The following is a 23,092-nucleotide window of genomic DNA, read 5'->3' on the forward strand; positions in this document are numbered from 1 at the left end:
ACGCCCGGTACGCTCCGTGGGATGATCGCCCGCCTCGCGCGACCATTTCCCGGAGATTCAGATGTCATTGTTGAGCAAAAAAGCCGTCGTCCTGATGCTGGCGGCCGTTGCCGGTTTCGGTGCGATCAGCGCGCACGCCGCCAAGGAAAAAGTCAAAACCGAGAAGGTTACGCTGCTCGACGGCAAATTCGCCTTCGTCCTGCCCAAAGGCTTTGTCGCTGACCCGCTGCCCACCAGCCCGAGCGGGGCCAAGGGCACGATGTACACCAACCAGACCACCAAGACCGTGGTCATCGCCGCCGAAAACCAGATCCCGGCTGGGCAGAACGTCAAGGACAACGACGGTGAGTTTCTCGACGGCAGCGTGTCGAGTTTCATCGATGATCAGCGCAAGGCTCTGCCGGACTTCAACAAACTCAGCGAGAAAAGCCTGACCCAAAAAGGCACCGGCCTGGGTCTGCGTCAGGTTGACAGCACCGCCACCCAGGGTGGTGGCCAAACCCTGAATACCACGCTGCTGGCCGGCTCGGGAACGAAGATGGCGCTGGTGCAGGTGATTTCCCGCGCCAGCGACAAGAAGGGTCACGATGCTTTGGTCAAAGCCATCGTCAAGGATTGAGCCGCTGCAACCAGCCGTTCAAATCGCGCAATTCGGCCGCACTGATGCTGTGGCCGACGCCCGGATACGCGTGAAACTCGGGTTTGTAATCGAGCTTGTGCAATAGCGCGTTGGCCTCGGTGCCGTGACGGTAAGGCACCGGATCATCAGCGGTGCCGTGGCCGATAAATATGCTCAGCGGCAGTGGCGCTTGCCCGGGCTTGAGTTCGGCTTTGAGCACCGGCAACAAGCGCCCGCTCAACGCGGCAAACCCGCCCACGACCGCTGGCGCGCGCAGGCCCACTTCGTAACTCATCATCGCGCCCTGGCTGAAGCCGATCAGGTACACCTTGTCCGGCGCGGCGTGATATTTCTTCGCCGCCTGGGCGATAAAGTCGCGCAGCTTCTGGCCGCTGACCTTCAGATCATCGGTCTCGCCGTTGTAGGCGCCTTCACCTTTCTTGCGAAACCACTGGAAACGTCCTTCACCCAACGTCATCGGTGCGCGCACGGAAAGGTAGTTGTACTGCGCTGGCAGCTGAAATTTCATGCCGATCAGATCGGCCTCGTTACTGCCGTAACCGTGCAGGAAAATCACCAGCGGACGTGGTTCAGCGTCGGCATGGACCTGTTCGAGGTATTTGAGCGGCAGATCGGATTGCAGGGTGGTTTGCGCGTGGACGGCGGTGGATGCGAGCAGGGTCAGCAGGGCGAACAATTTGAGCATTGCAGCGTTCCTTCACAGAGTGTCGGGTTCGCGGGGGAGCCTAACATTCTCGGCTGAGGATCCAAATTTTGTGGAGTGGCTGATGGCCCTTTCGCGAGCAGGCTCGCTCCCACCGTTGAAATGCGTTCCCCCTGTGGGAGCGAGCCTGCTCGCGAAGAGGCCCGCACCTTCACCGCAACCTGTCAGTCGTTGGTCAGCTTGCCGGTACGAAACGGCACTCGCCCCGCCACTTTCGCCTGCCAGATCCCCGGCTCGGTATAACGCCCGCGATCAAGCGCAAACAGCACCCCGCTGGTGCCAGCGCGCACGGTGGTCACGCGATCCTGCAACGGGTCAACAACCTCGAACAGCGCATCGCCCTGCTCTACCCACTCGCCGGCATTGCGCAGGAAACTGACCACGCCGTGGTGCGGGGCGAACAGGTATTCGGTGCCTTCGAACGGCAGACCTTCACAACATTCGCTCGGCGCCGCCGGCCATTCGCCGCTGATGAAACCCTGCTCGGCGAGAAAACCCAGGATCGCTTCGCAATTGGCCTGAGCCTGATCGACGCGAGTATCACCCATACTGCCCAGCTCCAGCGTCGTCGCCAGATTCGCCGCCGGAATCGCCGCGTTCGGGAAAGCTTTGGCCAGACGCAGCCACGGCGTCGAGCAGGATTCATCGAACGAGCTGCCGCCGGAGTCCTCGCAGAGCAACGCGACGCCCGCCTTCAGTCGCGCCGCCAATGATTGCCACTGCGGCCAGTGTTGCGGCAGCGCATAGAGGTGAATCGCAGCGTCGAAGTCGCAGTGCAAGTCGAGAGTGATGTCGGCGTCGCAGGCGTGGCGCAGCAACAGGCGGTGCAAGGCTTCCAGTTGCGAGGCCGGCGCCGGCAATTCTTCGAAGACCTGAGCCATGGCCTGGCGGATCAGCGCGACGTTGGCCTCGGCATCCGCGCCCAGACGCTCGCCAACCAGCGCCGCGACCGGGGCGCTGAGTTCGACGAATGCGCGGTTGAAATTCTTGCCGCTGCCCAGTTCGAAGCGGCCCATGTGATTGCCTTGCAGATGCTGATCCAGGCCGATCGGATTCGCCACCGGCACCAGTTCGATAACGCCCTGCAAACGGCCCTGCCGTTCCAGTTCGTTCAAGCGCAGCTTGAGTTCCCACGCGGTGCGCATGCCCGGCAGTTCATCGGCGTGCAGGCTGGCCTGGATATACACCTTGCGGCTGCCGGCGCCGTAGCGGAACACGCTGAGGGAGCGCTCGCTGCCCAAATGGCTCCAGGGCAGAACGTGGTCGATGCGTTGCATGAAAAACTCCTCAATAGCTGGGTTACGCAAATCCCTGTGGGAGCGCGCCTGCTCGCGAATGCGTCAGGTCAGACGATGACGATGTCGAATGTCAGACCGCTTTCGCGAGCAGGCTCGCTCCCACAGAGAATTTCCATCAATAAAAAAACATAAAAAAAGTGGCCACCGCGCAAACGGGGCCACTTTTTTTCACGGCGTATTAATGGCCGTATACGTCAAAGTCGAAGTACTTGTCCTGGACTTTCTTGTACTCGCCATTGGCGCGGATTTCGGTGATGGCTTTGTTGAACTGCTCAGCCAGCGCGGTATCGCCCTTGCGCACCGCGATGCCAGCGCCGCCGCCGAAGTACTTGGCGTCTTCATAGGTCGGGCCGACGAATTCGAAGCCTTTGCCGGCGTCGGTTTTCAGGAAACCGTCGCTGAGGTTGACCGAGTCGGCCAGCATCGCGTCGATACGCCCGGACACCATGTCGAGGTTGGCTTCCTGCTGCGAGCCGTAGCGCACCAGTTCGATCCCGGCCGGAACCAGCACTTCAGTCGCGTAACGGTCGTGAGTACTGGCGCGCAGCACGCCGACTTTCTTGCCCTTGAGTTCGGTCAGCGGGTCTTTCACGCCCGAGCCTTCCTTCATCACGAAACGTGCCGGGGTGTGGTAGTACTTGATAGTGAAATCGACGTTTTTCTTGCGATCGTCAGTGATGGTCATCGACGACAGGATCGCGTCGATCTTCTTCACTTTCAGCGCCGGGATCAGGCCATCGAACTCTTGCTCGACCCACGTGCATTTAACCTTCATCTGCGCGCACAGTGCGTCACCGATGTCCACGTCAAAACCAGTGAGTTTGCCGTCAGGGGTTTTCATCGAGAATGGCGGGTACCCGGCTTCGATACCGATGCGGATCGGCTTGGCGTCTTCGGCCACGGCGGTCAGGGACAACATCGACAGTGCCAGGGCACCGAACATCACTAGCTTTTTCATTTATTACTCCCGTGCGGAGGCTTTTATTGGCAGCTTTCGAGTCAGCGTTCGGTCATGGCGTTCTAACGGCAAAAACCGACGTGGCCGGCAGTCTATGGCGGCGCGCAGGGAGGCAATTGTTTTTAAGCGACAAATACTTACAGAACATCGGCGCACGCATTGACGAGGGTCAACGCGTGCGCCGTGGTGGTGCGAAGGCTGTAGGACAAGACTGCTTTCAGAGCAAAAAACGCTGATTGCCTCTGTAGGAACTGCCGAAGGCTGCGATCTTTTGATCCTGTTTTTTTGAGATCAAGATCAAAAGATCGCAGCCTTCGGCAGCTCCTACAGAAACGTCAGCATTCGCAGGCGACAGGTGTGTTGGCGACTGACGCCGCGCTCAGTTCGAAACCCTCATCCAGCCATCCGGTGACGCCGCCGATCATCTCCTTGACCGGATAACCCAATGCGGCGAGTTTCACCGCAGCCTTGTTCGCGCCGTTGCAATGCGGCCCGGCGCAATAGACCACGAACAAAGTGTATTTCGGGTAATCGGCCAAGCGCTCCGCCGTGAGCAAGCGGGTCGGGATATTGATCGCGCCGGGCACATGGCCGCGCTCGAACGCCAATGGGCCGCGCACATCCACCAGAACAAAATCGACCTCCCCGGCCTCGTGGCTACTGAACACGTCGGAACAATCGGTTTCGAAGGTCAGACGATTGCTGAAATGCATCAGGGCAATCGCCGAAGGGGCGGCGGGAATTTCGCTAACCAGGCTGGTCATGCTGTGTTGCTCCTTTGTCTGTGGGGGATGAACAGACTTTATCGAGACGGCGCTTGCCGCTACAGTGGCGCGCAAGACACCGACCGGGAGATTTCCGCCAAATGCCCACTCAGCCCAATCTGGTTGCCATTCTGGCCTACGACGGCCTCTGCACATTCGAGTTCGGCATTGCCGTGGAGATCTTCGGCCTGGCCCGGCCAGAGTTCGACTTCCCTTGGTACGAACACGCGATTGCCGCGGTCGATAAAGGCCCGATGCGCGCCATGGGCGGGATTCAGGTGCTGGCCGATGGTGGCCTGGAACTGCTCGCCGCAGCGCGCACCATCGTCATTCCCGGCTGGCGCGACCGCAACGCCCCGGTACCGCCAGCGCTGATCGACGCGTTGCGTCAGGCCCATGACCGAGGCGCGCGGTTGCTGTCGATCTGCTCGGGCGTGTTCGTCCTCGCCGCCAGCGGCCTGCTCGACGGCCACCGCGCCACCACGCACTGGCGCTACACCGGTGAACTGGCGCAACGCTTCCCGGCGATCGAGGTCGATCCGGACGTGCTCTACGTCGACGCCGGCCAACTGATCACCTCCGCCGGCAGCGCCGCCGGGATCGACGCCTGCCTGCACCTGGTAACCCGCGACTTCGGCACGCAGGTCGCCAACGCCGTTGCGCGGCGCCTGGTCATGTCGCCACAACGCACCGGCGGCCAGGCCCAATTCATCCCCACCCCGGTCAGCCCGACACCCCGCAGCGACCTGTCGCGCGTCATGCAATGGGCCCGCGAACGCCTGCACGAACCACTGGAAGTCCGCGATCTGGCCAGCGAAGCGGCGATGAGCGAGCGCACGTTTTTGCGGCGCTTCACCGAAGCCAGCGGGCAAACGCCCAAGGCGTGGCTGCAACATGAACGCCTGGCGCGAGCGCGGGAGCTGCTCGAGAGCACCCATCAACACACCGAGCAGATCGCCCAGCGCTGCGGCTATCGCTCGGTGGAGAGTTTTCGCGTGGCGTTTCGCAGCGTGGTGGGTGTGCCGCCGTCGGTTTATCGGGAGCGGTTTGGGCGGGAGGGTAAGGCGATTTGTTGACCTGTCTGGTCATGGATTTGATCTTTTTGCAGTTGTAACAACAGCAACACTTTCAGACGCGTCCTACATCCATTACCCCTTCGTTGCTTTAGCGTCCGCTTCGTTTTTAAACAGCGGACAAGGACGCTCATGGCTCGCAAGAAAGACATCCCCCGGGTTCAAAACCCGCCAGAGGGAGATGGACACCACATCACCAGCCGCTACATGACAGCCAGCGAACTTGCTGAGCGCGAGGCCGCACAAGGCGCTTATGAAGACATGCTGGCGCGGCAGCAGTTTCACGAAGATCGACTTGGCAATCAGGCCATACGACAACAGCACTATTTAAGCGGCTGTGTATTTGCGAAAAGTTGCAAGCTGCCGAACGGCGTCATCAATAATGCCAATCCATCCGGATTTATACCGGTTGGGAAAATTTCGGATTATGGAACGCTGTCCTTGCTAGCGGGGCGGGAACGTGACTCGACTGGGAATATCCCACTCAAAGCTATCGGAGCCACCAATCTGCAGGCATCCATCGGAGCTTTTGCTCTCGGCAGCTCTGGCAGTCTGAGCGCCAGCACTGCGGCCGCCAGTAGCACAAGCCTGGCTACCGGCGGTGTCGTCGCAGGCGGGTTGCTCGGATTGGTTGCGCTGCTGTGGCCTTCGAGTCTCGCCGATAGTGCTCTCTACTCAGAAGAGCAACTACAGTCCCTCGATACAGCTCGGACTCGGGTTCGATTGCATGTACAACAGCAGCCCGACGGCACGGTGAAAGGATACGGATACAACACTCAAACGCGCAGCGATTGGGAAATGATTCCTGTCGTCCAGTTCGTCAAGCAAGGCGCCTCGTACGTCGCAGATTTTGGCAATGGGTCGACCCTACTCTGGACTCCCTCAGTAGACTCGTCACGCGGATCGGCAATTCCGCCGCTGGAAAGTGCGCCGCAGGTTCCCCATATCTGGGTATACCCGCCGACCGAGCAGGCGGACAAAATCATTGTCAATCCGGTTTACCCGCCTGAATACCAAGACTTTATTCTGGTCTTTCCGGCTGACTCCGGAGTACAGCCTCTATACGTTGTGCTTTCAAGACCTGCTCTTGGCGGTGATATCAAATATCACCGGCCTCCCGTTTCTCTCCCAGCATACCCGGATACCTATCCCGTCAAATCCAAAAGCAGTGTTCAAGGTGGTGGCGGCAAGCGCAGCAGATGGAAAGACAAGAAAGGTCGAATCTATGAATGGGATAGCAAAACAGGCGCTATAGAACTCTATAACAAGCAAGGCAAACATTTAGGCGAGTTCAATCATGAAACGGGCGAGCAAATCGATCCTGCCGATCCCGAGCGATGGACTCCAAAGTGAAGAGGAATCAAGATATGTTTTTATGGATTAGTGGCTTTTTACCAGACGAAAGCGAGGACGATGCGCTCAAATTCGAGCTGACGGTAGACTCGAAATCTGAGCATCCGATATTGGCCGTAATGGGCTGGCCAGAACTAAGCCTAAGCCCTGACGGAGAATGGCTAATGACTGCGGAGCAAACTCAACGAATCAGCGAAATACTCGGAGAGCAATTGCCGAAGGAGCTGGATTTATTCATCGGCGTCAGGGGCTAGCGTCGACGGTGAGCATCATCTACCAGGATCCATCCATTTCCCGCGACGCGGCGATGACACGCATTGCAAGTGGCGTCGCCGAAAATGTGGTAACGGGCCTAGTGTCGATTGGTATGAGCGAAGAAGATCCAGTGTGGGATCAGGCGATCTGCCTCCAATACCTCTCCAGCAAAACCGAGGCGATTGCTGCATCTGCCATCACCGCCCTGGGCCATATCGCTCGTCGGCATGGAAGACTGGATACCGAAACCGTTTTGCCTGCCCTTGAGAACGTAAGGCGTCGGATGCCCTCATTGCAGGGCATCATTCAGGACACGATTGACGATATAGAGATGTTCACCTGAGCATCCGGAGTTGCAAGCGTTTGGATGAGGGTGGCTTCATCCAGACGCACGTTCCTCAGACCTCAATCCTCCCGCGTCAAAACCTCCAACAACTCAATTTCAAACACCAGATTCGAATTCGGCGGAATCTTACCCATGGTCCGCTCGCCGTATCCCAGATGCGCCGGTACCAGCAATTTACGTTTGCCGCCGACCTGCATGCCCAGCAGCCCCTGATCCCAGCCTTTGATCACGCGGCCAGTGCCGATCACGCACTGAAACGGTTTGCCTCGGCTCCAGGACGAGTCGAATTCGGTGCCGTCTTCCAGCCAGCCGGTGTATTGGGTGGTGATCAGCGCGCCTTTCACCGCGGCTTTGCCGTCGCCCGGTTGCAGGTCGATGATTTGCAGTTCGTCTGTCATGTCGTTGGCTCTTGAGATGTTCGCAGGCGGCGTTTTTCGCAGAATCCGGCGTCGATGGCAATCCATGGAACCGAAAACACGCCTTGCCGCTCACATGTGTATCGACATCGTATGACGACAAGGATGCTTAGATGACCGACTCTCGATTGCTGCGCAGTTTCATCCCACCCTACATTCTCAACCGCATCATTGCCCACGGTTCCGAGCCGCAGCGCAACGCCGCGATGCAGACGCTGAATCATGTGCGCAGCCTGCTGCCCAACCCTGGCCGTCCTTCGCAGCCGCCGGCACGGGCGATTCTGCCGGAGGCGAGCAAGCCTGGCCTGGCGCGGCGCAGCGTGCATGATGCGCAGAACAAAATGCTCTTGCCGGGCATGCCGGTGCGCCTCGAGGGCCAGCCGGCATCGGGGGACCCGGCGGTCGACGAGGCTTACGATGCGCTGGGCGCCAGCTATGATTTCTTTTGGAAGGTGCTCGGTCGCGACTCGATCGACAATCAGGGATTCGCGCTGATCGGCAGCGTGCATTATGGCCAGGGCTACGAGAACGCATTCTGGAACGGCGCGCAGATGGTTTTCGGTGACGGCGATGGCGAAATCTTCCAGCGCTTCACTCGCTCGCTCGACGTCATCGGCCATGAACTGGCCCACGGCGTCACCGAAAGCGAAGCCGGGCTGATTTATGCCAACCAGTCCGGCGCGTTGAACGAGTCGCTCTCGGACGTATTCGGCGTGTTGACCAAGCAATACACCCTCGGCGAAACCGCCGAGCAGGCAGACTGGTTGATCGGCGCCGACCTGCTGATGCCACAGATCCAAGGCAAGGGCCTGCGCTCGATGTCGCACCCCGGCACGGCATACGACGACCCGATGCTGGGCAAGGATCCGCAACCGGATCACATGCGCAAGTTCGTCATCACCAGCGAAGACAATGGCGGCGTACACATCAACTCCGGCATTCCCAACCGCGCGTTTTACCTGGCAGCCCGAGCGTTTGGCGGTTTCGCCTGGGAAAAGGCCGGACGCATTTGGTACGACACGCTGTGTGACGATCGCTTGAGCCAGGACGCAACGTTCGACGCGTTCGCGAAACTGACGATCGACCACGCTGACCGGCGCTTCGGCACCGAAGCAGCCGACACGGTGCAGCAAGCCTGGGCACAGGTCGGTATCGAATAATCCGAGGAGACCGTATGAAAACGCTACCCGAGCTGGATAAAGATTCCGTTTTGCGCGTATCTCGCCAGGGTGGCGTTGCAGCGATTCACAGCCTGAGCCGCCCACGGGAAATCGAATTTGCCCAGTGCGACATCAGCCAGCGTTCAAGGATCTGCTCGGTGCTTGAGGGTTGCCTGCCACTCGATAGCAGCGAATCGGGCCGTGGGGATCAGCGCTTCTACCAGATTGAAGTGCGCTATCAGTCCGGGGAAATGGTGTTGAAGGTGCCGGAGGATCGGGCGCCGGGGGAGCTGGTGAGTCTGTGGGACAAGGGAGAGCTTCTGTAAACGCTCTCCCCCCGCAATCAGGCTATTTCTCGACCGGCTGCATCTCGACAATCGTGCCGTTGGTGATCATCACCATTACGTACTTGTCGTTGATCTGCACCCACTGTGCCTGCTCGATCGGTGCTTTCAGACCTTTGGCTTTCCAGTTCTTCAGAGCCTTGTCTTCGCGCTGGTACATTTCCGGCGCGCGGTCGTTGACCTTCAGCTGGCGATCGCTGGTCGGCGATTGCACAGAGGGATCGCTGGAGGTTTGCGCCGCTTGAACAATGGGCGTGATCCCGGCAATGCCGGCGACGAGGGCCATGCTGGCGATTAGGGTTTTGCTGTTCATCGGTGAACCTCTTTCAGATAGGTAGTACCTGAACTCCGACTGCGCGGCGCGGGAAACATTCCTTGTTTTTTGCTGGAGGTGGCCGTAAGAGGCCTTGTCCATCAGACCGCCATCGCTGGCAACTCGAATCGTCGCACCGCAGCTCCCACAGGGTTGGTGTTACACCACAGTTTTTGACCTGAGCTCCACTCCCACAAGACTTGGCGGACGCTGATTCTCTGATCCCCACCGATCCCCTGTGGGAGCGAGCCTGCTCGCGAATACGCCGGCACATCCGCCATCGTTGCCAACTGACGGAAAGCCTTCGCGAGCAGGCTCGCTCCCACAAATGGACCAAGCACCGGAAGCATTGATCCGCCCCACGCATCAATCCATGCCAACAATGCAATTAACAGATTGTTACATCTGCGCCACCATCCACCTCAATAAAAACCGTGCGCCGCTTCTCCGTAGCGCACGTCATAAAAGCGGTGGAGTACTTTTCAATGACAGCCTCAATTCCTACCAACGGCTCGCGGGCCGGTGCCATCTTCCGGGTGACCTCGGGCAACTTCCTCGAACAGTTCGACTTCTTTCTGTTCGGCTTCTACGCCACGCAGATCGCGGCGGTGTTCTTCCCGGCGAGCAGTGAGTTCGCCTCCCTGATGATGACTTTCGCAGTATTCGGCGCAGGCTTCCTGATGCGTCCGCTCGGCGCCATTGTGCTCGGCGCGTACATCGATGACGTCGGCCGGCGCAAAGGTCTGATCGTCACCTTGTCGATCATGGCCAGCGGCACGATATTGATTGTGCTGGTGCCCGGATACGAAACCATTGGCCTGTTCGCTCCGGCGCTGGTGTTGATCGGGCGGTTGCTGCAAGGCTTCTCCGCCGGCGCGGAACTCGGTGGTGTTTCGGTGTATCTGTCCGAGATCGCCACGCCGGGCCGCAAAGGCTTTTTCACTGCTTGGCAGTCGGCCAGTCAGCAAGTGGCGATCATCGTTGCTGCCGCGCTGGGCTACGGTCTGAACCAGTGGATGGAGCCGCAAGCCGTGGCCGCCTGGGGCTGGCGCATTCCGTTTTTCGTCGGCTGCATGATCGTCCCGTTCATCTTCTTCCTGCGCCGCAACCTGGCGGAAACCGAAGAGTTCGCCGCGCGTAAACATCGCCCGAGCATGCGCGAAGTGTTCCGCACCCTCGGCCAGAATTGGGGCGTGGTGCTCGGCGGAATGCTGATGGTCGCGCTGACCACCACCGCGTTCTACCTGATCACCGTGTACGCGCCGACCTTCGGTAAAACCGTGCTGCACCTGAGCACTTCCGACGCGCTGCTGGTGACGCTGCTGGTGGGTGTGTCGAACTTCTTCTGGCTGCCGATTGGTGGTGCGTTGTCCGACCGTATCGGTCGTCGCCCAGTGCTCATAGGCATGGCCCTGCTGGCGCTGGCCACGACTTATCCAGCGCTGTCGTTCCTGGTGCAGGCGCCGAGCTTCACCAACATGCTGCTGTCGCTGCTGTGGCTGTCGTTCATCTATGGCTTGTACAACGGCGCTATGATTCCGGCGCTGACCGAAATCATGCCGGTGGAAGTGCGCGTCGCCGGTTTCTCCCTGGCCTACAGCCTGGCCACGGCGATCTTCGGCGGTTTCACCCCGGCGATGTCGACTTTCCTGATCCAGTACACCGGCGACAAAGCCGCGCCAGGTTATTGGATGAGCATCGGTGCGCTGTGCGCGCTGTGCGCCACGCTTTACCTGTACCGCCGTGCCGGTGGTCGTCTGCAACCTGTCGCGGCCTGAGGAAAACTCGCCATGAAAAAACTTTTTACTGTCACCGCCCTGCTCGCCGGTCTCGCATTCAACTTCGCGGCCCAAGCCGAAGAATTGAGCGTGATGACCTCCGGTGGCTTCACCGCCGCCTACAAGATCCTCGGGCCGAAATTCGCTGCCGCAACGGGCAACACGCTGACCACCAGCCTCGGCCCGTCGATGGGCAAGGCGCCGGAAGCGATCCCCAATCGTCTGGCGCGCGGCGAGCACGCCGACGTGGTGATCATGGTCGGTTACGCCCTTGATGAGCTGATCAAACAGGGCAAGGTCGACCCGGCGTCCCGCGTTGAACTGGCGGATTCGCGAATCGGTATGGTGGTGCGTGAAGGCGCGGCGAAACCGGACATCAGCAGCGTCGACGGCCTGAAGAAAACCCTGCTCGATGCGCAGTCAGTGGCCTACTCCGACAGCGCCAGCGGCGTGTATATCGAGCAGCAGCTGTTCAAGAAACTCGGCATCGAAGACCAGTTGAAACCGAAGGCGAAAATGATTGCCAGGATACCGGTCGGTTCGGTGGTCGCCACTGGCGACTATCAGTTGGGATTCCAGCAGGTCAGCGAATTGCTGCCGGTGCCGGGTGTGAGCTTCGTCGCGAAGATTCCGGAATCGGTGCAGTCGGTGACGCGTTTTGCCGCGGGCATCCCGGTCAAGGCCGAGCATCCGCAAGAAGCCAAGGCCCTGCTCGCCTACCTCGCGGCACCGGCCGCTCAGGCTGACGTGCAGGCCACCGGGCTGGATTCGGTCAAGCGTTGATCGTTGGCGGCTGGACGCGCATTTCCACGACCAGCCGCTCCAGTTCCAAAGCCGCCGGGGTCAACGTGCGATCCCGGCGCTTGATGATGCCGACACTGCGCATCACCTGCGGCTCAATCAGTGGCACCCGCGTCAGGATCGGATGTTCCGGCCCGGGCATCGCCATCAACGGCACCGCCGCCACGCCCAGCCCCGCCTCCACCAAGCCGATCATCGTCGTCACATGCCGCGTCTCGCAGATGCTCTGCCGCTGCGGCACCACCCCGCCCAAGGCCTGATCAAGCAGAAAGCGATTGCCCGAAGTCTTGTCCAGCGCAATGTAATCCTGCTGATAGAACTCGTCCCAACTGACGCTGCTGCGCCCGGCCAGTGGATGATCGCGGCGACAGGCGACAACGTAGCACTCCTGCACAAGCGGTTCGAACTCGACTTTGGCATCCTGCGTGCCGAGAAAACTCAAACCGAAATCCGCCTCGCCATTGACCACCGCACTCAACACATCGTGGGCGCTGGAATCGAGGACTTTGACCTTGATCCGTGGAAATTGCTGGTGATAGCGCGCGACCACGCGGGGCATGAAATAGTACGCCGCCGACGGCACGCAGGCGACGGTGACATGCCCCAAACGGGTCGAGGCGACTTCGCTGATGCCGAGCAAGGCAATGTCGAGATCATCCAGCAAGCGCTCGACGCTGGGCATGAAGCCGCGCCCGGCCTGCGTCAGGCTGACCTTGCGCGTGGTGCGCTCGAACAGTTTCACGCCAAGGGCGTCTTCGAGCTTTTCGATGCGCCGGCTCAGCGCCGGTTGCGACAGGCGCACGGTGTCGGCAGCCTTGCGAAAACTGCCCTGCTCGACCACCGCACGAAAGGCTTGCAAGTCGTTGAGGTCGAAGTTGATGGCCATGGCGTTTCCGGCAATTGATGCGCAGGGGTTATAAATGTAACCAGTTGATGCAAATTATTACAGAGCACATGAAGATCCGTCGTAGGAGCTGACGAGTGCAACGAGGCTGCGATCTTTTGGCGGTAACCGAAGATCAAAAGATCGCAGCCTCGTTGCACTCGTCAGCTCCTACAAGGATCGTTGGTGGATCTCAAATTGATTGAACCCTTATCCTTGTCACCCCCGCCGTACCCGTAGTCAGGAGTCGTTCCAATGCCCCATGAAGGCAATCTGTTGCAAGCCGCTGTCGTGTTTCTGTTCGCGGCCGTGCTCACCGTGCCTTTGGCCAAACGTCTGCAACTGGGCGCGGTGCTCGGTTATCTGTTTGCCGGGGTGATCATCGGCCCGTCGGTGCTCGGCCTGATCGGCAACCCGCAAAGCGTTGCGCATATCTCCGAGCTGGGCGTGGTGTTGCTGCTGTTCATCATCGGCCTGGAGCTTTCGCCGCGCCGCTTGTGGGTGATGCGTAAATCCGTGTTCGGCGTCGGTCTGGCGCAGGTGCTGTTGACCGCGTCGGTGATCGGCGTGCTGGCGCTGTCGGTGTTCGGCCAGCCGCTGAACAGCGCCATTGTGCTGGGCCTCGGTCTGGCGCTCTCCTCCACGGCGTTCGGCCTGCAAAGCCTCGCCGAACGCAAGGAACTGACCAGCCCCCACGGGCGTCTCGCGTTTGCGATTCTGCTGTTCCAGGACATCGCCGCGATTCCATTGATCGCCCTGGTGCCGATGCTCGCCGGCGTCGATCACCACACCAGCACCGCCGACGATATTCGTCACAGCTTGCAGGTGCTCGGCGGCATTGCCGTGGTGGTGATCGGCGGGCGGTATCTGCTGCGTCCGGTGTTCCGCGTGGTGGCGAAAACCGGGCTGCCGGAAGTGTCCACCGCCACCGCGTTGCTGGTGGTGATCGGCACGGCGTGGCTGATGGATCTGGTCGGTGTGTCGATGGCGTTGGGCGCGTTTCTCGCCGGTCTGCTGCTGGCGGATTCGGAATACCGGCATGAGCTGGAAGCGCAGATCGAACCGTTCAAGGGCCTGCTGCTCGGGCTGTTTTTCATCAGCGTCGGCATGGGCGCCAATCTCAGCCTGTTGTTGAGCGCGCCGATCACCGTGTTGGGACTGACTCTGCTGCTGATCGGTCTGAAATTGCCGCTGCTGTTCGTCGTCGGACGTCTGGCAGGAGGATTGAACAAAATCAGCGCAATTCGCCTCGGCATCGTCCTCGCTGCCGGCGGTGAGTTTGCGTTTGTGGTGTTCAAGATCGGCCGCGATCAAGGCCTGTTCGAGCCGCGTCTGTACGACCTGCTGGTGCTGACCATCACCCTGTCAATGGCGCTGACGCCGTTGTTGCTGTTGATCTGCGCACGGCTGGTCAGTCCGAAAGTACAGCCGGTGGAAGTGCCGGAGAAATTCCGCGAAATCGACACCGAAGCGCCACGCGTAGTGATTGCCGGCATGGGCAGGATGGGCCAGATCGTGGCGCGGATTCTGCGCGCGCAGAACATCAAGTTCGTTGCGCTGGACACCTCGGTGGAAACCATCGAACTGTCGCGCAGCTTCGGCGGTGTGCCAGTGTTCTACGGCGACCCGATGCGCCCGGAAATCCTTCACGCGGCGAAGGTTGGCGAAGCGGAATATTTTGTCATTGCCACGGACGATCCGGAGACCAACATCAAGACTGCCGAAGTGGTGCACAAGCTCTATCCGCACATGAAAATCATCGCCCGCGCGCGTAACCGTCAGCACGTGCATCGCCTGGTGGATGTCGGCGCGGAAGCGATTCGTGAGACCTATTATTCGAGCCTGGAAATGAGCCGGCGCACGCTGGTCGGCCTCGGTCTGACCCAAGCCCAGGCCGATGCGCGGATCAAGCGTTTCAAGCATCACGACGAACAGGTGCTGGAGGCGCAACACGCCGTCTACGACGACGCCGCCAAAGTCCTGCAGACCGCCCAGGAAGCCCGGGCGGAACTGGCCAAACTGTTTGAATCGGATCAGCTCGAAGAAGAAGCGCGCAAGTCCTGATCGTGCCTTGCGCAGATCCAACTGTGGGAGCGAGCCTGCTCGCGAAAGCGTCGTGTCAGTCACCCAATACTTCACTGACAGATTGCATTCGCGAGCAGGCTCGCTCCCACAGGGGATTGGGTCAGGCCCGTTCCAGCGCGGGGGCGGGCTCGACCGGCGCGACTGCAAACCGATCCGCCAGAAACGGCGTGATATCCAGCGGCAGCGGCTCGTCATTCACCAGTTTATCCAGCAACACACCGGTAATCGCCGAGGTCAGAATGCCGGTGCGGAAGTGCCCGCAAGCATTCAGATAACCCTCGACCTCACGCATCGGCCCGAGGATCGGCAATTCATCCGGTGAGCCCGGGCGCAGTCCCGCCCAGGTGCGCTTCAGATTGACGTCCACAAGCTCCGGCAGACAGCGCACCGCGCCCTGCACCAGCCCGGCGATTTCCGGGTAGGTGGTGGTGACGTCGAAGCCTTTGTCTTCGGTGGTGCTGCCGATAAGGATTTCGCCGTTGTCCTTTTGCGCCACGTAGCAATCGCTGGTAGTCAGGCAGCCGTTGAGGATTTTCGGCATGCGCTCGGTCAGCAGGATCTGCCCTTTCACCGGTTTCACCGGAATACGAATTCCCGTCGCCCACTCGCTCAAATCCGCCGCCCAGGCGCCGGCGGCGTTGATCAGCGTCTTGCAGTGAAACACCCCCGCCTCCGCTGTCTGCACACCAGTGACGCGAGTGCCGTGATGCAACACGCCGGTGACGTTGGTGTTGACGAAGATGTCGACGCCGTTCTGCCGTGCGCCTTCCATGTAGGCGTCAGCGAGGCGGAACGGGCTGACCTGATGGTCGCAGAGAAACTCCAGCGCCCCGCGCGCCTCATGGCTGACACTCGGTTCAGCCGCGCGCAACGCCGCCTGATCGAGCCAGCGCACCTGATCGGCCAGATGCGGAATGCAGCCGACGATGTGCTCGGCGTAGAGCCGATCTTCGTCGTCATAGATCACGAATTTCAATCCGGTCTTCTCGAACTTGCAATCCATGCCGTGATTGTCTTTCAGCTCGCGGTGCAGCGCCGGGTACAGCGCGTTGGACTGCAAGGCAAAATCGAAAAACGACGCCGGCAAGATATGCGGCGTACTGGCGTCCACCGCCACCGCTGCGCCCTGGGTTTCGCGCTTGCGGTTGGCCGACATCATGCGAAAGAAAATCACCCCGCAGCCGAGGCCGACCGACTCGCCGATCGCCCATAAACCTCCCGCCGAAGCACGGGTCGCATTGCCGGGGCGCTTGGCGTCGATCAATGCCACCTTGAGATCTTTGCGTTTGGACAATTGGTAGGCGCAGGAGGCGCCGATCACGCCGCCACCGGCAATGACCACGTCGTAGAACTTACTCATGGCAAGCGCCCTCCGTGCCGAGAGACTGGAACGCGGAAAACGGCACCGGATCGATTGGAAAGCGCGGGCGCAGCCAACCGACATCCTGACGTCCGGTGGCCTGGCGCAAGCGATCGCTGCAATAGCCGACGCACATCCGCCCCTGACAATCGCCCATGCTCACGCGGGTGCGCATTTTCAGGCTGGCGATGTCTTGCACACCCTGCTCCAGCGCCAGATCGATGTCGGCGCGGGTCGCATGTTCGCAGCGGCAGATCACCGTGTCGGCTGCGGGCAAAGCAGTCTGACCTACGCCGCGCTCGGTGTAGCGATCCACCGCCGCACGAAAGCGCACGATGGCTCTGAACTTGCTCGCGTAGCGGTCACGGCGCACCCGAGCCAGCTCGGCGTCGAGCACACCGCGTTGCAGCAGGATCGAAGTGGCGGCGATCTTGCCCGCCAGCATCGCCGCTTCACCGCCGCGGATCCCGCCCATGTCGCCGGCCAGATGCACATGCGCCACGCTGCTTTGCTGCCAGACATTGGCGTGGGCACGCAGGTAGCCATCGGCGCTGAAGCCGTGATCAAGGCACATCTGCTGGCTCAATTGCGTGCGCGGAATAAAACCGTAACCGACCGCCAGCGTCTGCGCTTCGAAACGCTCCACCCGCGACAGATCCGCCTCCCACGTCGACGAATACGGCGCGACGCTGACGCTTTTCAATTCGCCCTCGCCGTGGGCTTCGACCACGCCCCAGCCGTAGTTCATCGGGATACCGTGCAACTTGAGGTAAGCGAGCATGCTCAAGCCGTCGAGGAACAGCTGCGGCTTGTTCAGCAGCGCCAGACTCTCGCGGGCGATCTTGCCGAATGCGCAAGCCTCATAGACGCCGGCGACGCGCACGCCAGACGCATGTAACTGGGTCGCGACAAGCGGCAGCAACGGCCCAGTGCCGGCGATGATCACCGGCCCTTGCGGCTTGACCACGCCACTCTTGATCTGCAACTGCAGGCCGCCGAGCAGGATCACTCCCGGCAACGTCCAGCCGGGAAACGGTACGCTGCGTTCATGGCAACCGGCGGCCAGCAGCAGTTGCGGATAAGCGATCTCGTGCAGCTGTTCATCGCCATCGAGCACCACCACTGCGCGGGTGCCTTCAGCGCCGACCACGCGATGGTTGAGGCGTACGTCGATCAGCCCTGACTGCTGCTGAAATTCGCCGTGCAGTTTGTCCAGTGCTTCGGAATAACGCGGCCCGAGATAATCCAGTTGCACACCATCACGCAGCGGCCCGCGATAGACCACGCCGCCGAGGCGCGAAGCCTCTTCGAGCAAGGTGCAGCGCACGCCGTGGCGCGCCAGTTCGATGGCCGCCGCCATCCCCGCCGGCCCGCCGCCAACGATCAACGGTTGCAGGCTCATACAACCTCCTGCGCGACGACGCGGTTGACTCGGGTTTCGATCTGCATACCGTCGCGGACCACGGTCTGGCAGGCGCGGCGTTTGTGCCGACCGTTGATTTTCACCAGGCAGCACTGGCACACGCCCATGCCGCAATAGGCGCCGCTGATCTGATCGTGATCGTTGCGTGCAACCTGGCGCACGCCGAGGGACTGGATGACGCTGAGAACGGTTTCGCCGATGGCGGCGCTGACCGCTTGACCGTTGATGTGCACGGTCATGTCCGCCTGCACCAAGGGCTGGATATCGAAGGTTCTTTCTAGGCAGTTCATTTACGGTGTTCGTCCGTGAAGATTCAGTTGAGGTTGTGACAGCTCCTTGCTGCACTACGCCTCGTCGACGCTTTTCTTGCTGTGTTTTAACGTCGACGCGGATGCTTCGTCAGCGCAACAAGGTGCGCGACAAGCACTGTAGCTCATACCTCAGCAAAGACCTGGATCATTTACGGTAGGCGAGATCGCCAGGGGAAATATTGATCCAGGCCAGTGAAAATGGCGGGATGGAAACGGTTAGTTGGAGAAGACGTACTGGCCTTTGATCTTCTTTGCGCCGATCAATGCCAGGTCCGGAAACAGCAGCGATTTGACCCACGCCGCGTAGAGCACCATGGCCAGAATGAAGACTGCACCGAGCACAGTCGACACAGGCTCTTCGCTGAAGCCTACGAATTCACGAGGAATCTGGCTGATCGTGAAAGTGATATAGATCGTGTAAACCACTGCGGCTCCCTTGTAGAAGCCCCACGCAAACAAGAACGGGATCACGCCGACAATCGACACCATGAGCAGCGCCATGGCGATGCCGCCGTCATTGATCTGAAGCAGTCCGGCAATCGTTCCCAGCAGCCCCATAATGCCCATCAGCGTCACCAGCACATTGACTTTGACCAAATGCCGTTTTCTGAGGAACGGATCCGGGTACGCGCCGATCCAGGTCGCTAATACTCGATCCTTCACGCTGCCCCCCGCCAGGGCATTGAAGGTTTCCGCCCGGGCATGTCCGGCAGCGAGCATTGCGCCAACTTGGCGTTTGATTTCCTTCTTGTCCAACTGATCATCCTTAAAAGAGATAAAGCGGACCGCCCGCTTTGCCCGGGGATTTTCGCTGTTGACCGCGCAGAAAGCAAAAAGCCGCTTTCACCCGAAGATGAAAGCGGCAGAGGCATCCTGCCTCAGAGGGATCAGTGCACGAACAGGGCGATCAGGATGATGATCGGGATCGGTACGCCGAGGAAGAACAGCAGTAATGAGCGCATGGTGACTCTCCTTTTTAACGGACCGGAGTGGTAGTGGTGTAGGTGTCGACTTCAACGTACTCGACCGCATCGCGACGACGACCGCCGAAGGTGGCTGCGAGGCTGGCAAAGAACGCACCGGCCAGCAGCGCGACGAACATCCACAGCGAGGTGTAGGCAGCGACTTTCGCGGCGGTGTCGGCAGCTTGCTGGGCTTTCAGTTTCGCGTCGGCGATGGCTTTCTGGGTGTTGGCGTAGATTTCGTCGACACGACGTTCAGCATCGGCCTGGCTCAGGTTGGTACGTTGCGACACCAGTTGTGCGAGGTAGGTGCGGTCTTCGGCGCTGAGCTGACCGTTGGCCAGGCTCTGGGCGAAGATGCGGGTCACGGTGCCGCGTGCGGCGTCATCGCTGACGGCTGCCGGACGGTCGTCACGGAACAGGCTGTCGACGAAGTAGCCGTACTGATCGCTGTCAGTATTGGCTGCGGCAGAACCGGCAGCCTGGCTCATGGCACCGGCAGCACCGCCGACGACGTTAGCCCCAGCCTGCACACCGCCGCTGACGACGCTGCTGACCGAACCGACCACCAGCACAGCGGTGACCAGCGTGGCGACGCACCAGGCGAGGAAGCCGTGGGCGGTGTCGCGGAAGTAGACTTCGTCACCGTGCATGTTCGCCCATTTCACCCGCAGACGACCGGCAATGTAGCCGCCCATGCCGGAAGCAATGATCTGCGTCACAGCCAGCCAGACAATCGTCGAAATGCCCAGGCCCTTGGCGGTGACGCCCTCTCCGGCCCACGGTGAAACAGCCGAGAAGCCCAGACCGAAACCGAGCAGCACGAGAATCATCGACAGCGCAGCGGCCGCCGCAGCACCGGCGAAAATCGCGCCCCAGGACACGCCTGAGACGCTGCTCGACTCTTCCACGGCAGGATAATAGCCATCAGGGGATCTATTCATTGTTGTACTGCTCCAGGCATGAAAAATGGTGTTACAACTCGTCAGGTGAGGAATTGCAGTGACCGTGCCAGTTACAGAAACTAAATAAACCCTTTATTTTCAACACGTTAGAAAGTTTGAACTTCGCTGATCCGTGCAATTTGCAATAAACCGTCAGCGCCTGCGGGTTTTCTGCATTGATGAATGACTGCCAAATCCGATCAGTTCCGATTCACCGTCGCAACGAAGATGAAAGTTAATTTAAAGCGTCACGGTAAATTCTTGGCAAAATGCTGCCATTCCGTTTGAACCGATCAGCAGGCCTGCCTATGACTCGTATCTTGACCATCGAAGACGACGCCGTGACCGCGCGGGAAATCGTTGCCGAACTCAGCAGCCACGGGCTGGACGTCGACTGGGTCGACAATGGCCGCGAAGGTCTGGACCGTGCCGTCAGCGGTAACTACGACCTGATCACCCTCGATCGCATGTTGCCCGAGCTGGATGGTCTGGCCATCGTCACCACCCTGCGCACCATGGGCGTGGCGACGCCGATTCTGATGATCAGCGCCCTCTCCGATGTCGATGAGCGCGTGCGCGGTTTGCGCGCCGGTGGCGATGACTACCTGACCAAACCGTTCGCCACCGATGAAATGGCCGCGCGGGTTGAGGTTTTGCTGCGCCGGCAGAACAGCGTCGCCACCCAGGCCACGACGTTAAACGTCGCTGACCTCGAACTCGACCTGATCAGCCATGAAGCCCGCCGCGCCGGGCAGGTGCTGACGCTGTTGCCCACCGAATACAAACTGCTCGAGTTCCTGATGCGCAACAGCGGCCAGATTCTCTCGCGGATGATGATTTTCGAAGAGGTCTGGGGTTATCACTTCGACCCGGGCACCAACCTGATCGACGTGCACATCGGCCGTCTGCGCAAGAAGATCGACGCAGCCGGCAACGTTCCGCTGATCCGCACGGTACGGGGCTCCGGCTATGTCATTGCCGAACCCGTCTGACGGCTGGCGCTCGTCCAGCAGCCGCTTGCTGGCGCTGTACAGCTCGCTGTTCGTGGCGTGGAGCGCGATCCTCATGGGGGTCATGTACTACGAGGTATCCGGCTACCTCGACAAACTGGCCAAACATTCGTTGATGCAACGCCAGCACCTGTTTTCGCACTTTCGCGGCGAGCAACTCGAAGACGCCCTCGCCGCCAGCATGACCTTCGATATTCGTGGTATCGACGCCTATGGTCTGTTCAGCGCTGACGGCGTTTACCTGGGCGGCGCACTTCAGCAAATTCCCGAAGGACTGCCGCTCGACGGCAAGATCCATATGCTCGCCGAGTGCGCCGATTCCGATGACCCGACCCTGCCGAGCGACAGCTGCGATGCCGTGGCCACCCAGACTCGCGACGGTCGCTGGCTGGTGCTGCTGCGTGACAACGGCTCGCTGTTCGCGGTGACGCGGATCATCTTGCACGCGTTGTTCTGGGGCGTGTCGCTGACGATCATTCCCGGGGTCGCCGGTTGGCACCTGCTGCGGCGTCGACCGTTGCAGCGCATCCGCGCGATCCAGAACAGCGCCCAGGCCATCGTTGCCGGCGACCTGACGCACCGCTTGCCGCTGTCCAATCGCCGCGATGAACTGGACATGCTCGCCGCCATCGTCAACGCCATGCTTGAGCGCATCGAGCGCTTGATGAACGAGGTCAAAGGCGTCTGCGACAACATCGCCCACGACTTGCGCACTCCCCTGACCCGCTTGCGCGCGCAGTTGTATCGCATGCAGCAACAGGCCGGCGAAGGTTCGCAGGAAGCGGCGCAACTGGATCTGGTACTGGCTGAGGCGGACACGCTGATGGCGCGCTTTCGCGGCTTGCTGCGGATTTCCGAACTGGAAGATCGCCAGCGCCGCTCAGGTTTCGTCGAACTTGATCCGGTGCGTTTGCTGGAGGAATTGCACGAGTTCTATCTGCCGCTGGCCGAGGAAGGCGATCTGCGCTTTCAGTTGAACATGCCGGAGACACTGCCGCCGCTCAATGGCGACCGCGCGCTGCTGTTCGAAGCGCTGGCGAATCTGCTGAGCAACTCGATCAAATTCACCCCGCCCGGCGGCACGGTGATGTTGCGTGGGGTCAATGCGAATGGGCAGACGCGGATCGAGGTTCACGACTCAGGACCGGGGATTCCCGAGGCGGAACGTGAGGCGGTGTTCCAGCGTTTCTATCGCACCGAGGGCGGCCAGCCACAAAGTGGTTTTGGACTGGGGCTGTCGATCGTCGCGGCGATTGTCAGCTTGCATGGCTTCAGTCTTGAAGTCGGCAGCAGCGATCTGGGCGGGGCGAAACTGGTGCTGGATTGTCGGCAGAGTTTGATCAGCCAGGCCTGAGGGAATGCAATCCACCCTGTGGGAGCGAGCCTGCTCGCGAATGCGGTGGTTCAGTCACAGCAATGTTGACTGACCTGACGCCTTCGCGAGCAGGCTCGCTCCCACAGGAAGTCCCATGCTTCATAGGCGCTGTGTGAATCAATCAGGTCGGGTAGTTCGCCCGCAAGGCTTCGAGCCCGCCCTGGTAGATGCCATTGAACAACGCCACCACTTCTTCATCGCTCACGCCGAGCGCATTGAAGCGCCCCGACCACGTCACACGCGAGCCCTGCCCCTGGGCTTCAACCTTGATCGTCGCCAGATAATCGCTGGCCGGAAACGGTGCCTGTTCAATCGAATAGCTGTAGGTTTTTGCGGCGTTATCGAATGTCTGCAGACGTTCGACGACCACACCCCCGTCAGCAGTTTTCAGCGTGCGCACCCGCCCGCCTTCGCTCAGTTCACTGTTGGTAATTAAAGGCAGCCAGTCCGGCAGCGTGTTGAAGCCGCCGATCAATTGCCAGACCTGATCGGCCGAGGCCGGGATGTCGATGGTTGCGGATGCAGTTGGCATAAAAC

At 60.4% G+C, this 23,092-nt stretch carries 25 protein-coding genes; 12 read left to right on the forward strand and 13 right to left on the reverse strand.

The features are described from left to right. The first annotated feature begins 61 nt into the window (after nt 1–61). Nucleotides 62–619, forward strand: a complete 558-nt coding sequence (locus tag PS14A_RS15100) for a hypothetical protein (RefSeq protein WP_212616622.1) — start codon at nt 62–64, stop codon at nt 617–619. Here the strand turns inward: PS14A_RS15100 and PS14A_RS15105 are convergent. The 4 genes from PS14A_RS15105 to PS14A_RS15120 all read right to left on the reverse strand — a co-directional run bounded on the left by PS14A_RS15105 (nt 609) and on the right by PS14A_RS15120 (nt 4,363). Continuing rightward, nucleotides 609–1,325, reverse strand: a complete 717-nt coding sequence (locus PS14A_RS15105) for a dienelactone hydrolase family protein (protein ID WP_212616623.1) — start codon at nt 1,323–1,325, stop codon at nt 609–611. The genes PS14A_RS15100 and PS14A_RS15105 overlap by 11 nt on opposite strands. A gap of 182 nt (nt 1,326–1,507) precedes the next feature. Continuing rightward, nucleotides 1,508–2,620, reverse strand: a complete 1,113-nt coding sequence (locus PS14A_RS15110; protein ID WP_130910804.1) for a succinylglutamate desuccinylase/aspartoacylase family protein — start codon at nt 2,618–2,620, stop codon at nt 1,508–1,510. A 199-nt stretch (nt 2,621–2,819) separates the two neighbouring features. Continuing rightward, nucleotides 2,820–3,599 carry an ABC transporter substrate-binding protein gene (locus tag PS14A_RS15115; protein ID WP_024013359.1) on the reverse strand — a complete coding sequence of 260 codons (780 nt, stop codon included), beginning with the start codon at nt 3,597–3,599 and terminating at the stop codon, nt 2,820–2,822. Nucleotides 3,600–3,934: 335 nt separating this feature from the next. Beyond that, on the reverse strand, nt 3,935–4,363 hold the full coding sequence (locus tag PS14A_RS15120) for a rhodanese-like domain-containing protein (protein WP_137214840.1): 429 nt from the start codon (nt 4,361–4,363) through the stop codon (nt 3,935–3,937). Between the two features lie 101 nt (nt 4,364–4,464). Here PS14A_RS15120 and ftrA point away from each other — a divergent pair, with 101 nt between their 5' ends. The 4 genes from ftrA (at nt 4,465) to PS14A_RS15140 (ending at nt 7,387) form a co-directional block, all read left to right on the forward strand. Continuing rightward, a complete protein-coding gene (gene ftrA / locus PS14A_RS15125) occupies nt 4,465–5,439 on the forward strand; it encodes a transcriptional regulator FtrA (protein WP_212616624.1) in 975 nt (324 codons plus the stop codon). Nucleotides 5,440–5,568: 129 nt separating this feature from the next. Then, complete coding sequence (locus tag PS14A_RS15130; RefSeq protein WP_212616625.1) at nt 5,569–6,789, forward strand: S-type pyocin domain-containing protein; 1,221 nt, start codon at nt 5,569–5,571, stop codon at nt 6,787–6,789. Nucleotides 6,790–6,803: 14 nt separating this feature from the next. Then, on the forward strand, nt 6,804–7,043 hold the full coding sequence (locus PS14A_RS15135; protein ID WP_130910800.1) for a pyocin S6 family toxin immunity protein: 240 nt from the start codon (nt 6,804–6,806) through the stop codon (nt 7,041–7,043). A gap of 8 nt (nt 7,044–7,051) precedes the next feature. After that, the gene (locus PS14A_RS15140) at nt 7,052–7,387 is read left to right on the forward strand and encodes a hypothetical protein (protein ID WP_212616626.1); all 336 of its coding nucleotides are present in this window, start codon (nt 7,052–7,054) and stop codon (nt 7,385–7,387) included. Nucleotides 7,388–7,449: 62 nt separating this feature from the next. On the opposite strand, the gene PS14A_RS15145 is transcribed toward PS14A_RS15140, so the two are convergent. Further along, the gene (locus PS14A_RS15145; RefSeq protein ID WP_137214836.1) at nt 7,450–7,788 is read right to left on the reverse strand and encodes an FKBP-type peptidyl-prolyl cis-trans isomerase; all 339 of its coding nucleotides are present in this window, start codon (nt 7,786–7,788) and stop codon (nt 7,450–7,452) included. A gap of 131 nt (nt 7,789–7,919) precedes the next feature. Here PS14A_RS15145 and PS14A_RS15150 point away from each other — a divergent pair, with 131 nt between their 5' ends. Next, complete coding sequence (locus tag PS14A_RS15150; protein WP_212616627.1) at nt 7,920–8,966, forward strand: M4 family metallopeptidase; 1,047 nt, start codon at nt 7,920–7,922, stop codon at nt 8,964–8,966. 14 nt (nt 8,967–8,980) lie between these two features. Beyond that, a complete protein-coding gene (locus tag PS14A_RS15155; RefSeq protein WP_137214834.1) occupies nt 8,981–9,292 on the forward strand; it encodes a protealysin inhibitor emfourin in 312 nt (103 codons plus the stop codon). 22 nt (nt 9,293–9,314) lie between these two features. Here the strand turns inward: PS14A_RS15155 and PS14A_RS15160 are convergent, their stop codons facing one another. Beyond that, on the reverse strand, nt 9,315–9,623 hold the full coding sequence (locus PS14A_RS15160; protein WP_130912864.1) for an RcnB family protein: 309 nt from the start codon (nt 9,621–9,623) through the stop codon (nt 9,315–9,317). A 485-nt stretch (nt 9,624–10,108) separates the two neighbouring features. Between PS14A_RS15160 and PS14A_RS15165 the strand changes: the two genes are divergently transcribed. Further along, nucleotides 10,109–11,401: an MFS transporter gene (locus tag PS14A_RS15165; protein WP_016775219.1), complete on the forward strand. Its 1,293-nt coding sequence runs from the start codon at nt 10,109–10,111 to the stop codon at nt 11,399–11,401. 12 nt (nt 11,402–11,413) lie between these two features. Then, entirely contained in the window at nt 11,414–12,184 is a 771-nt protein-coding gene (locus PS14A_RS15170) for a substrate-binding domain-containing protein (protein WP_056789012.1), read from the forward strand. On the opposite strand, the gene PS14A_RS15175 is transcribed toward PS14A_RS15170, so the two are convergent. After that, complete coding sequence (locus PS14A_RS15175) at nt 12,174–13,088, reverse strand: LysR family transcriptional regulator (protein ID WP_212616628.1); 915 nt, start codon at nt 13,086–13,088, stop codon at nt 12,174–12,176. The two genes, PS14A_RS15170 and PS14A_RS15175, sit on opposite strands and share 11 nt — an antisense overlap. Before the next feature lie 252 nt (nt 13,089–13,340). Here PS14A_RS15175 and PS14A_RS15180 point away from each other — a divergent pair, with 252 nt between their 5' ends. Further along, nucleotides 13,341–15,149 (forward strand): monovalent cation:proton antiporter-2 (CPA2) family protein, encoded by a 1,809-nt coding sequence (locus PS14A_RS15180; protein ID WP_024013370.1) that lies wholly within the window; start codon nt 13,341–13,343, stop codon nt 15,147–15,149. A gap of 121 nt (nt 15,150–15,270) precedes the next feature. On the opposite strand, the gene hcnC is transcribed toward PS14A_RS15180, so the two are convergent. The 5 genes from hcnC to PS14A_RS15205 all read right to left on the reverse strand — a co-directional run bounded on the left by hcnC (nt 15,271) and on the right by PS14A_RS15205 (nt 20,170). Beyond that, a complete protein-coding gene (hcnC, locus tag PS14A_RS15185) occupies nt 15,271–16,530 on the reverse strand; it encodes a cyanide-forming glycine dehydrogenase subunit HcnC (protein WP_212616629.1) in 1,260 nt (419 codons plus the stop codon). Then, nucleotides 16,523–17,932 carry a cyanide-forming glycine dehydrogenase subunit HcnB gene (gene hcnB / locus PS14A_RS15190; RefSeq protein WP_212616630.1) on the reverse strand — a complete coding sequence of 470 codons (1,410 nt, stop codon included), beginning with the start codon at nt 17,930–17,932 and terminating at the stop codon, nt 16,523–16,525. Before hcnB ends, hcnC begins: the two co-directional genes overlap by 8 nt. Then, nucleotides 17,929–18,243 (reverse strand): (2Fe-2S)-binding protein, encoded by a 315-nt coding sequence (locus PS14A_RS15195; protein WP_130910256.1) that lies wholly within the window; start codon nt 18,241–18,243, stop codon nt 17,929–17,931. The genes hcnB and PS14A_RS15195 overlap by 4 nt, the downstream gene beginning before the upstream one ends. 237 nt (nt 18,244–18,480) lie before the next feature. After that, nucleotides 18,481–19,020, reverse strand: a complete 540-nt coding sequence (locus tag PS14A_RS15200) for a hypothetical protein (protein WP_212616631.1) — start codon at nt 19,018–19,020, stop codon at nt 18,481–18,483. 220 nt (nt 19,021–19,240) lie between these two features. Next, nucleotides 19,241–20,170 (reverse strand): hypothetical protein, encoded by a 930-nt coding sequence (locus PS14A_RS15205; RefSeq protein WP_212616632.1) that lies wholly within the window; start codon nt 20,168–20,170, stop codon nt 19,241–19,243. A 308-nt stretch (nt 20,171–20,478) separates the two neighbouring features. On the opposite strand from PS14A_RS15205, the gene PS14A_RS15210 reads away from it, so the two are divergent. Both PS14A_RS15210 and PS14A_RS15215 read left to right on the forward strand, forming a co-directional pair. Next, entirely contained in the window at nt 20,479–21,162 is a 684-nt protein-coding gene (locus PS14A_RS15210; protein WP_016775228.1) for a response regulator transcription factor, read from the forward strand. After that, nucleotides 21,140–22,534 (forward strand): HAMP domain-containing sensor histidine kinase, encoded by a 1,395-nt coding sequence (locus PS14A_RS15215; RefSeq protein ID WP_123442155.1) that lies wholly within the window; start codon nt 21,140–21,142, stop codon nt 22,532–22,534. Before PS14A_RS15210 ends, PS14A_RS15215 begins: the two co-directional genes overlap by 23 nt. Before the next feature lie 142 nt (nt 22,535–22,676). Here PS14A_RS15215 and PS14A_RS15220 read toward each other — a convergent pair whose 3' ends face one another. Beyond that, nucleotides 22,677–23,087, reverse strand: a complete 411-nt coding sequence (locus tag PS14A_RS15220) for an SRPBCC family protein (RefSeq protein ID WP_137214825.1) — start codon at nt 23,085–23,087, stop codon at nt 22,677–22,679. Nucleotides 23,088–23,092: the final 5 nt, after the last annotated feature.

Origin of the sequence: Pseudomonas sp. 14A (assembly GCF_018132745.1) — a bacterium.
Classification (GTDB): Bacteria; Pseudomonadota; Gammaproteobacteria; order Pseudomonadales; family Pseudomonadaceae; genus Aquipseudomonas; species Aquipseudomonas mercuritolerans.

Coding starts and splice junctions, on each gene's coding strand:
- PS14A_RS15100 (WP_212616622.1), top strand. CDS start 62: ATGTCATTGTTGAGCAAAAAAGCCGTCGTCCTGATGCTGGCGGCCGTT.
- PS14A_RS15105 (WP_212616623.1), bottom strand. CDS start 1,325: ATGCTCAAATTGTTCGCCCTGCTGACCCTGCTCGCATCCACCGCCGTC.
- PS14A_RS15110 (WP_130910804.1), bottom strand. CDS start 2,620: ATGCAACGCATCGACCACGTTCTGCCCTGGAGCCATTTGGGCAGCGAG.
- PS14A_RS15115 (WP_024013359.1), bottom strand. CDS start 3,599: ATGAAAAAGCTAGTGATGTTCGGTGCCCTGGCACTGTCGATGTTGTCC.
- PS14A_RS15120 (WP_137214840.1), bottom strand. CDS start 4,363: ATGACCAGCCTGGTTAGCGAAATTCCCGCCGCCCCTTCGGCGATTGCC.
- ftrA (WP_212616624.1), top strand. CDS start 4,465: ATGCCCACTCAGCCCAATCTGGTTGCCATTCTGGCCTACGACGGCCTC.
- PS14A_RS15130 (WP_212616625.1), top strand. CDS start 5,569: ATGGCTCGCAAGAAAGACATCCCCCGGGTTCAAAACCCGCCAGAGGGA.
- PS14A_RS15135 (WP_130910800.1), top strand. CDS start 6,804: ATGTTTTTATGGATTAGTGGCTTTTTACCAGACGAAAGCGAGGACGAT.
- PS14A_RS15145 (WP_137214836.1), bottom strand. CDS start 7,788: ATGACAGACGAACTGCAAATCATCGACCTGCAACCGGGCGACGGCAAA.
- PS14A_RS15150 (WP_212616627.1), top strand. CDS start 7,920: ATGACCGACTCTCGATTGCTGCGCAGTTTCATCCCACCCTACATTCTC.
- PS14A_RS15155 (WP_137214834.1), top strand. CDS start 8,981: ATGAAAACGCTACCCGAGCTGGATAAAGATTCCGTTTTGCGCGTATCT.
- PS14A_RS15160 (WP_130912864.1), bottom strand. CDS start 9,623: ATGAACAGCAAAACCCTAATCGCCAGCATGGCCCTCGTCGCCGGCATT.
- PS14A_RS15165 (WP_016775219.1), top strand. CDS start 10,109: ATGACAGCCTCAATTCCTACCAACGGCTCGCGGGCCGGTGCCATCTTC.
- PS14A_RS15170 (WP_056789012.1), top strand. CDS start 11,414: ATGAAAAAACTTTTTACTGTCACCGCCCTGCTCGCCGGTCTCGCATTC.
- PS14A_RS15175 (WP_212616628.1), bottom strand. CDS start 13,088: ATGGCCATCAACTTCGACCTCAACGACTTGCAAGCCTTTCGTGCGGTG.
- PS14A_RS15180 (WP_024013370.1), top strand. CDS start 13,341: ATGCCCCATGAAGGCAATCTGTTGCAAGCCGCTGTCGTGTTTCTGTTC.
- hcnC (WP_212616629.1), bottom strand. CDS start 16,530: ATGAGTAAGTTCTACGACGTGGTCATTGCCGGTGGCGGCGTGATCGGC.
- hcnB (WP_212616630.1), bottom strand. CDS start 17,932: ATGAGCCTGCAACCGTTGATCGTTGGCGGCGGGCCGGCGGGGATGGCG.
- PS14A_RS15195 (WP_130910256.1), bottom strand. CDS start 18,243: ATGAACTGCCTAGAAAGAACCTTCGATATCCAGCCCTTGGTGCAGGCG.
- PS14A_RS15205 (WP_212616632.1), bottom strand. CDS start 20,170: ATGAATAGATCCCCTGATGGCTATTATCCTGCCGTGGAAGAGTCGAGC.
- PS14A_RS15210 (WP_016775228.1), top strand. CDS start 20,479: ATGACTCGTATCTTGACCATCGAAGACGACGCCGTGACCGCGCGGGAA.
- PS14A_RS15215 (WP_123442155.1), top strand. CDS start 21,140: ATGTCATTGCCGAACCCGTCTGACGGCTGGCGCTCGTCCAGCAGCCGC.
- PS14A_RS15220 (WP_137214825.1), bottom strand. CDS start 23,087: ATGCCAACTGCATCCGCAACCATCGACATCCCGGCCTCGGCCGATCAG.